Annotated in this window: 12 protein-coding genes; 5 read left to right on the forward strand and 7 right to left on the reverse strand. The window is 30.2% G+C overall.

Annotated elements, in window-relative coordinates; translation table 11 throughout:
* Nucleotides 1-504, forward strand: a 504-nt coding sequence (locus ACH2CG_RS16695; protein WP_395067275.1) for a TlpA family protein disulfide reductase, incomplete at its 5' end; no start/stop codon positions are given.
* 393 nt (nt 505-897) lie between these two features.
* Here the strand turns inward: ACH2CG_RS16695 and ACH2CG_RS16700 are convergent.
* From ACH2CG_RS16700 to ACH2CG_RS16725, 6 genes are read right to left on the reverse strand one after another with little or no spacing between them, the layout of a single operon-like run.
* Complete coding sequence (locus tag ACH2CG_RS16700; protein ID WP_395067277.1) at nt 898-1353, reverse strand: hypothetical protein; 456 nt, start codon at nt 1351-1353, stop codon at nt 898-900.
* A 12-nt stretch (nt 1354-1365) separates the two neighbouring features.
* Nucleotides 1366-2133, reverse strand: coding sequence for an oxygenase MpaB family protein (locus tag ACH2CG_RS16705; protein WP_395067279.1), 768 nt, complete (start codon nt 2131-2133; stop codon nt 1366-1368).
* Nucleotides 2118-2504 (reverse strand): DUF2809 domain-containing protein, encoded by a 387-nt coding sequence (locus ACH2CG_RS16710; protein ID WP_395067281.1) that lies wholly within the window; start codon nt 2502-2504, stop codon nt 2118-2120. The genes ACH2CG_RS16705 and ACH2CG_RS16710 overlap by 16 nt, the downstream gene beginning before the upstream one ends.
* A 49-nt stretch (nt 2505-2553) precedes the next feature.
* Complete coding sequence (locus tag ACH2CG_RS16715) at nt 2554-2850, reverse strand: winged helix-turn-helix domain-containing protein (RefSeq protein ID WP_395067283.1); 297 nt, start codon at nt 2848-2850, stop codon at nt 2554-2556.
* Between the two features lie 3 nt (nt 2851-2853).
* Nucleotides 2854-3522 (reverse strand): YiiX family permuted papain-like enzyme, encoded by a 669-nt coding sequence (locus tag ACH2CG_RS16720; protein WP_395067285.1) that lies wholly within the window; start codon nt 3520-3522, stop codon nt 2854-2856.
* Nucleotides 3523-3526: 4 nt separating this feature from the next.
* On the reverse strand, nt 3527-4150 hold the full coding sequence (locus ACH2CG_RS16725; protein ID WP_395067287.1) for a hypothetical protein: 624 nt from the start codon (nt 4148-4150) through the stop codon (nt 3527-3529).
* 90 nt (nt 4151-4240) lie between these two features.
* Between ACH2CG_RS16725 and ACH2CG_RS16730 the strand changes: the two genes are divergently transcribed.
* Both ACH2CG_RS16730 and ACH2CG_RS16735 read left to right on the forward strand, forming a co-directional pair.
* Entirely contained in the window at nt 4241-5614 is a 1374-nt protein-coding gene (locus tag ACH2CG_RS16730; RefSeq protein WP_395067289.1) for a M28 family peptidase, read from the forward strand.
* 166 nt (nt 5615-5780) lie between these two features.
* The gene (locus tag ACH2CG_RS16735) at nt 5781-6218 is read left to right on the forward strand and encodes a hypothetical protein (protein ID WP_395067291.1); all 438 of its coding nucleotides are present in this window, start codon (nt 5781-5783) and stop codon (nt 6216-6218) included.
* Here ACH2CG_RS16735 and ACH2CG_RS16740 read toward each other — a convergent pair.
* A complete protein-coding gene (locus ACH2CG_RS16740; protein WP_395067293.1) occupies nt 6215-6535 on the reverse strand; it encodes a rhodanese-like domain-containing protein in 321 nt (106 codons plus the stop codon). The genes ACH2CG_RS16735 and ACH2CG_RS16740 overlap by 4 nt on opposite strands.
* A 165-nt stretch (nt 6536-6700) precedes the next feature.
* On the opposite strand from ACH2CG_RS16740, the gene ACH2CG_RS16745 reads away from it, so the two are divergent.
* Nucleotides 6701-7159: a MarR family winged helix-turn-helix transcriptional regulator gene (locus ACH2CG_RS16745; protein WP_395067295.1), complete on the forward strand. Its 459-nt coding sequence runs from the start codon at nt 6701-6703 to the stop codon at nt 7157-7159.
* A 10-nt stretch (nt 7160-7169) separates the two neighbouring features.
* Nucleotides 7170-7374: nitroreductase family protein (locus tag ACH2CG_RS16750; protein WP_395067297.1), on the forward strand; the 205-nt coding region annotated here is incomplete at its 3' end.

Here is a 7374-nt window from a genome sequence, read left to right on the forward strand (position 1 = left end):
AGAGAATTAAGTAAAGAAGAAATTAAAGACAGAAAAACAGAATATAAAATTAAACTCAAGGAAGAAAAAAAGTTTAGAAATAAATTAGAAGGCACAATAATAGATGAACTTAATCTTGAAGACATTAATGGTTTAAAATTTAATCTAGAAAATCTTAAAGGTAAAGTAATAGTCTTAAATTTCTGGTTTACTCAATGTGCACCTTGCGTAGCTGAATTTCCAGAATTGAACCAATTAAAGCAAAAATACAAATCTCAACCTGTAGTATTTTTTGCAATAACTTGGAATAATATAGAGACTATTAACAAATTTTTATTAAATCATAAACTTGATTTTACTATTATTCCAAATGGAAAATTAGTAATCGATAAATTTAAAATACCTCATTATCCATACAATATAGTAATAAATAAAAATGGAGAAATCGAATATATAAATGATGCTTTAGTATTAAATTTATCAAAAAAATTAGAAAACAAAATAGAAGAATTTTTAACAGATTAGAAACCTCAGATCACGCTAAAATCTCTAGATCCGATAGCGCAAATCTAAAATCGATGCTACTATAATTTACCCAAAAACCAACATCCACTAACACCCAATCACTTCCAAGTTGCACCAACAATCTTAAGGTAAACAAACACAACAGGAATATTTACCAACAATATAAGCAACTTAATCATATACTATTCTTGGTGTTTCTTTTGTGTAAAAAACAAGAAAATTAAGTTAAAAAACACAAGAACATTTAGTACAACTGCATCCGAAAGATAACTAATTCCAATGCCAAACAAAGCACCATAAGGGAATTGCAAATGAAGCAACAGCAACAAAACTACCAAGCGCAAGGTGTGTAGAAAATAATCCCGTGGCATTATACTATTGTCTTTTAGTCATTTATATAATATTAAAAGTAGTTCTAAGTGCAGTTAATGGAAGCGTAAGCATCTTTAAAAAATCCAAATCATGAATTCTATGAGCCATTTTTCCGCGCTTGTAATTTCTTATAAAGTACTTCATTTGAAAAGGATAGAAAAGCGTTCCAATAGTTATCACCATATACAGATACATACTTCTTTTTCCGTTTCCCAATAAAAAATATTGCATTCCTATTTCATCCGTTACAGCAACTTGTGTATTGGTGAGCACATGAATAATGTCATGATCTTCCAGCTTAGGTTGCATTTCAAAATTATACTTAAGTAAAAAACAACCCAAATGAAACCCTAAACTGTCTTGATTGTATTGTATAAGTTGCGATGGAGTGATGTTCCAAGGAATACCTTTTTTGAAGAATTTTTGATAAGGCTTTTTCGTAAATTCGTATAGTTTTTCTATTATTAAATCTCTCATGATTAATGTAATTTATAACTTGTCGTAGTTTCCAATTTTTAGTAGTTCATCCTTATACTTTTTAGGAAGAATGATAGCTTTAATAACACCATCCAACCCAATTATCCTACTCCATTTATAAAGTTTAAGCACAAAAGTTATAGGAAAACAAGAAGACAAAAACAATTTTCTATAAACAATCTTAGGAACCAAAATGTGTTGCATCTGTAGTAAAACAAAATACCTAAAACCACCCAAATGTTTCTTATATTGCTCTAAAAGATGGATAGTAAAATGTCCTTTCTCTAAATCATTTTCCAAGTGTTGGTCTCTATCTACGACCCATTCATTGAAATTTTTAGGTAAATTATTAATGCCCATTCGTGCGCCTAATCGTTTAAAAACATTCAATAATTCTTCTTTTTCATCCAGTTCAAGTTTACGCTCCAACAATTCGAAAGACCTAATAGAATAATCAATAAGCATATAAAGCACATCTCTATAAGCCCAATCGGGAATAGATTTTCCGCGACTTTGTTCAACACCTTGATGAATTTGAGTAATTTTATCTATTGCAGCCAAAGCCTGTTCTTTGTCCAAAAAAATAATCTTCTGAGCATATTCAACAGTAGAAAACAACCGTTCAATAGGATTAGAAGGAATTTTTCCTGTAAAATACAACCAATCAACAGCTTTATTCAAGGCAAACTCAGCCGCCGAACCTGCAAAAATGAGTAGTACAGTATCCGTTTTTTTCCAAACGGCTCTTACAATAGATTTTTCATCTACAAAATAGTCCATGATCGTATTTTTTTAAAATTGTGAATTAGTAAAACTGTTATCGTTCCAAGTGTATAGGCCAGCATGTCTGTCCACGAAAAAGAAGTGCCCAAAACAATGTTTAAAATTTTAATGTTTTCCAAATGAAGTAGTTTTAAAATATGAATGTACTGCAAACCTTCAATTGTATAACTAATAAAAAGTGTGAGTATGGCAATTTTATTTATCGATATTTCAAGGAAAGTAGCAAACAAATAAAAGAGTAAAATCACAGCCAAATAATCACCAAGAACAGGTCTAATAAATTGATCTTTAGCATAAATTGCAATTAAAATTTCGGATATTAAAATTACAATTGTAGTAAGTAAATAGTATTTTTTAATGTTTTTCATAAATCTAAAAGTACTTTGAAATTCAAAGTTTATAGGTAAAAAAATAGTTTTAACTTTTTTTGATTAGTTTTTCTAATGCGTCAATATGAGCCGTAAAAGCAATTTTACCTTCTTTAGTCGCGATGTATTTAGTATTTGGTTTTTTGCCAATAAACTGCTTTTCAATCATGATATAATTCTCGGTTTCTAGCGCTTTTGTATGCGAAGCAAGATTGCCATCAGTTACACCAAGAAGTTCTTTCAGCATGTTAAAATCGGCACTTTCGTTAACCATCAATACAGACATAATCCCCAAACGAATTCGGTGATCAAAGGCTTTGTTAATATTTTGTATAATGGTTTTCAATGTCTAATAATTGTCAAAGATAGTTATTAATTTGTCAGAATTTGCCAATTGCGATGGTGCAACAACCTCTTCCTCTAGCGGAATATTCTTGCCATAGCGTTCACTTAGAATAGCTTTTACTCTATAATCGTCTAGATTAAAAGATTTAAGTTTCTCTAAATTACACAGTTCAATGTTGGCGCCATGCTTATAAATTTTCCAAACATATTCTGAACAATATATTTTATCGTTAGACCATTCAAAATAGATATCATACTCTTTATTAAATAATGCTTTGCCATATTGTTTCATTTTGTTTAAAGAAGAATGCGTCAATAAAGAAGTATCTTTTAGCCTAACAACAAGGTATTTATTGTCCAATCCGTGTTTTATCCAATCTTTAAATAAGGTTTTTTTCACTGGCTGAATGGCTTCATAAACATAACAAGAACCATTTTCGTTAAAAATAATTCCACAATGAGAAAACTTTGAGTTTGTAGCAATTCGAACAGCTTCACATTGTTTAGATTGCGATGTTTGAAAAATAATATCGCCATCCTTAAAACTAGTTTGTTCCTTATTGATTTCAGATTTAAAAGATTTCCCAGTTTTAGAAACCAATTTAGCTCCAACAAAAAATAGTGTTAGAAAACAGATTGTCGTTATTAGAATTATTTTTCTAGACTTATTCATAGCGTTAATTTCTATCGTATTTAAAATACATAACACTTCCGTAAAGAATGTGGCATACGCCAAATCCTAATGCCCAAAACAGCAAGCCATAACCTAAGAACCATGTGGAAAGCAATCCCAAAAGCACCATAGTAATGCCCAAATATCTTACATCACCAAGAGTGTATTTACTTGCATTTACACAAGCCAATCCATAGAAAATTAAGGTTAATGGCGCAACCAAACTTAACATCTCTTTTTCTATTAAAAAAAGAATAAAAATACCGCCACTCGCTATAGGAATACCAAAATTAATAACCAATCTCTTAGTAGTAACATTCCAAAGGTTATCATTGCTTTTCTTGGCTTTTCTAATGCTAAAAACTATTCCTGTAATAATGGATAGAATAATTACAAGTGCCGCAGTTATAATTAAACGCTCAATTTTGGATTGTGTAATAATTAAATTACTATAATTTCCCATTGATGTGGTGTCAAAATATAGTGTCTTGTAGGCAACCCATGCGCCAATAAGGCAATAGATTCCGGCTAAAACGCCAGACAATCCGCTTAGCGAAATAAATCGTGATGATTGGTGCATCATGTTTTTTATTTCTGAAATGTCGTTAAGATATTTTTCGTTTTCCATATTAAAGTACTTTGAAGTACAAAGTAAATAAAATAATTTTGTGCAACCAAATGTTTTTTGATTTATTTTTGAACTAAATTTAAAAACATCATGAAAAAAATTATAGTGCTACTTCTTCTTCTTCAAGTTTCAATTTCGTTTTCACAAACTTCAGATGAGCAAATGCTAAAAGCGATTTACAAATCGGCATTAACCGAAAGTCACTGTTACACTTGGTTAGATGATTTGTCTAATAAAATTGGGCAACGGTTATCGGGTTCTGTGGGAGCAGAAAAAGCGGTTCAATATACCAAGCAACAAATGGAATTATTAGGTCTAGACAAAGTGTATCTTCAAGAGGTCATGGTGCCTAAATGGACAAGAGGTGAAAAAGAACTGGCTTATTTACAAATTGGAAAACAAAAAAAAACATTTCCAATTTGTGCTTTAGGAATGTCGGTTGGCACGCCCAAGAATGGAATTTTAGCAAATGTTATTGAAGTAAAAAGTCTTGATGAATTGAAAGAACTGGGTGAAGCAAGAATAAAAGGAAAAATAATTTTCTTTAACCGACCAATGAATCCCGAATTTATAGAAACTTTTCATGCCTACGGAAGTTGTGTAGACCAACGCTCGTCTGGCGCAAGAGAAGCAGGAAAACTAGGCGCAGTAGGAGTTATAGTTCGTTCGATGAATCTAAGAATGGACGATTTACCACACACCGGAATGACTAATTATGGTGATACTCCTAAAGAAAGTAGAATTCCGGCAGCTGCAATATCTACCAATGGAGCCAACGCATTGAGTAAATTACTAAAAGAAAATACAAGTTATAAATTCTATTTTAAACAGTCGTGTCAAGCATTTGATGATGTATTATCCTATAATGTTGTAGGAGAAATTACAGGAACAGAACATCCCGAAAAAATTATGGTTGTTGGCGGTCATCTTGATTCTTGGGATTTGGGTGATGGTTCGCAAGATGATGGTGCTGGATGTGTACAAAGTATGGCTGTCTTAGAAATGTTTAAAAAACTTAGTTATAAACCCAAAAATACAATAAGAGTGGTTCTTTTTATGAACGAAGAAAACGGAGTAAAAGGCGGAAATAAATATGGAGAAGTTGCCACTAAAAACAATGAGAATCATATTTTTGCTTTAGAAAGTGATTCGGGTGGATTTTCACCAAGAGGTTTTTCAATAGAATCTGACGATAAAAATTATGATAAAATTGCAAGTTGGAAAAATTTATTCGAACCCTATCTAATTCATGTATTTGATAAAGGACATTCAGGAACAGATATTGGACCAATTAAATCAGACAAAATAGTAAAAGTAGGTTTACAACCCGATTCGCAACGTTACTTTGATTATCATCATGCGGCCAACGATAAGTTTGATGCCGTTAACAAACGTGAATTAGAACTTGGAGCCGCTACAATGGCATCAATAATGTATCTTTTTGATCAAAATGGTTTACAATAAATGAATTTTTTATTTTGAAATTTAATTTTGAAATAAACAATCAATTAAATACTTTATAAATACAAAAAAGGATAATCAGGTTTTTGAATTATCCTTTTTTTGAGTCTTTTTTATTTTAAAAAATCCGAAATATAATTTTATTCGTATATAGTAAAAAAGTAAAACAATGACTACTATTGAAGTTAACAGCGACATAGTCCATTTTAATAAAAAATTTGGCTTAATAACTGAAAAACAGATAATTATAACCGAAGGTTCGCAACATAATAAAATCAATTTTGAATCAATCAATAGAGTAAATCTTATTAAGAAAAGAGTTTTTTATTCTAATATGACACTTTTTTTAATAAGCATTTGCGTATTTGGATATACCTTTTTCTTTATTCAATCTAATAAAAAAGATATGTTTTACTCAATGATACTCATCGGAATTTTATTCCTGGTTTATTCTATAATTCATAAATTTTATCAATATAAATTAGTAATAAAATTTAAAGATAATTCTATACATGAGATTCAAACAACACAATTGCATAGAAAATCTATAAAAGAATTTTACAGTTCCATAATAAAAAGAATTCCCAAAAAAACCAAAGAATATTAATTTTCTTCGGTAAACGCTACATCACCTTGCCAATTCATAAATCCGCCTTCAAGATTGTACGTATTTTCAAATCCCATCTGATTCATTACACTGCAAGCCTGTGCACTTCTTCCGCCTGCTTTGCAATAGACATAGTAATTTTTAGTCTTGTCCAATTCTTCAAGTCTATAAATAAACCCTTGTCCTTTGTAAATATCGTTTAAAATTGCACCAGGAATGATGCCTTCACTCCACTCTTCTTGTGTTCTAACATCTAAAATAATCGCGTTATTATCGTCTTTTAACTGCGAAGTCCAATCATTTTGTGATAAATTCATTTTATTTTTTTTACAAAAATAGTAAATTCAATAACAACTTTTTACAAAGGTTTTTCAATTGATTTAGAAATGATAAAATAATCTTAACAAAAAAATAACATAACGTTTGTATGTACAAATAAAAATATATTTACATTTGTACCTACAAATATTGTAATAACAATTATGAGAATTGAAGAAATTATAAAATCTAATGTAACTATGGATGACGCTAAAAAAGTCATCTTAAATGTTCTATATACTCAAAATGTAATTTCTGATAAATTTAATGAAGTTCTTAAACCCTATGATATTTCTGTTGAGCAATATAATGTTTTAAGAATTTTAAGAGGTCAAAAAGGTTGTCCTGCCAATATGTGCGTTATTCAAGAGCGAATGATTGCCAAGAACAGCAACACTACTAGATTGATTGATAAATTACTCTTAAAAGATTTAGTTACAAGAGAAGTTTGTCCAGAAAACAGAAGAAAAATTGAGGTACAAATTGTAACAAAAGGGTTAGAATTACTAGAAGAGCTTGATCCAAAAGTTATTGAACATGAAAAACTATTTGCAAGCAATTTAACACCATCAGAATTACTTCAACTTAACTCGTTATTAGAAAAATACAGAACCCAAAAATAAAAAAAACACTATGAGTCAATTTAACGAAAACGCAAACTGGCGTTATGCAACTAAAAAATTTGATACTACTAAAAAAGTATCTGCTGAAGATTTAGCAACATTAAAAGAAGCCATTAGACTTTCTGCGTCTTCTTTCGGATTGCAATTATACAAAGTAATTATTGTTGAAAATCCAGCATTAAGAGCCGAATTGCAACCTGCATCTTGGGGACAAA

Source organism: Flavobacterium sp., from assembly GCF_043778725.1.
GTDB lineage: Bacteria > Bacteroidota > Bacteroidia > Flavobacteriales > Flavobacteriaceae > Flavobacterium.